The 1,269-nt window shown below is 44.4% G+C and carries 1 protein-coding gene; it reads right to left on the bottom strand.

Features of this window, described 5'->3' with window-relative positions; all coding sequences use genetic code 11:
* A partial coding sequence (locus tag ACZFYI_RS20445) for an MBL fold metallo-hydrolase (protein WP_462525962.1) occupies window positions 1-1,198 on the bottom strand: 1,198 nt, incomplete at its 3' end.
* Between the last annotated feature and the right edge of the window lie 71 nt (window positions 1,199-1,269).

Below are 1,269 nucleotides of genomic sequence, written 5' to 3'. Positions count from 1 at the left end.
CGTCGATTTTACCTTTTTTGTATTCTGCCACGCCTCTTACGTCTACTACCTGTACATTTCCTTCTTTCAGTTTGGCTTTGACGGTTTCTTTGTCGATAGGATTGTAGCTTTCAAGATGGCCTGCTTCAAATGCAGCCAACTGTTCCGGCGTGATATAGCCAAGGATATTGTCCAAGCCTATACGCATCAGTTTTCTGGTCAGGTCTTCGGTTTCGGATTCCTTGGCAATGAGTACAAAATACTCCTCATAGTTCATGTACCAACCCATCCAGGTGGAAAAGGAATTGTTGTTGCTGATGCTGAGTGTGCCTTTAAGGAAGCCTTTTGCATATTCCTCCCAAGGTCTTGTATCGATGATTTTCAAGCCGTCTTTTTTGGCTTTTGCGAATTCCTCTTTTGAGAGATTCTTGATTTTAGGAACTTCAGTCAGCAGCTTTCTGTCCACCTTATTGAGTTTCTTCATCATGGCGAAGTACTTTGGCGGCTCAGGCTGGTCTGCGAGTAGTTCTTTGGCAAATGCCGCTTTGTCATCCAAAAGGTTCAATGCCCAGTTTCTGATTTTCTCATAACCGACTGTTGTCATCGGCACTGCGCCCAATGCTTTGCCACAAGCAGAACCTGCACCGTGACCCGGCCAAACCTGAATGTATTCCTGAAGTTTGGCAAAAGACTGGAGAGAATCATACATCTGTGCTGCCCCGATGTCTTGTGTACCTTTGATTCCTGCCGCCTGTTCCAATAGATCCGGTCTACCTACGTCACCTACGAATACGAAATCCCCTGTAAAGAGCATTGCAGGTGCGTTTGTAGCAGGTTTGTCTGTCAATAGAAAGCTGACAGATTCAGGTGTATGGCCCGGGGTATGGAGCACTTCAAAGGTGATGTTTCCCAGTTTGATGATGTCCCCGTGCTTGATTTTGTGGTGGGGAAATTCATATTTCCAGTTCTCATCGCCTTCGTCGGAAAGGTACATCTCAGCTCCCGTCAAAGCGGCAAGTTCTCTTGAACCGCTTAAGAAATCAGCATGGATGTGGGTCTCCAGGATGTGTGTGATTTTGAAATTATTGGCTTTGGCAATGTTGAGGTAAGTGTCTACGTCTCTTTTTGGGTCAATTACTGCAGCAATACCGCTTGCCTGACAACCGATCACGTAACTTGCTTGCGCCAGACTTTTGTCATAAACTAATTCGAAGAACATAATTCTGTCTATTTTTTTGTTTTAAATATTTTAAAGGGAAGAAGCTGAAATCTGTTTTTAATGACAGGTTT

Source organism: Aquiflexum sp. (assembly GCF_977115555.1).
This window is presented reverse-complemented; position numbering and strand designations above follow the sequence as displayed.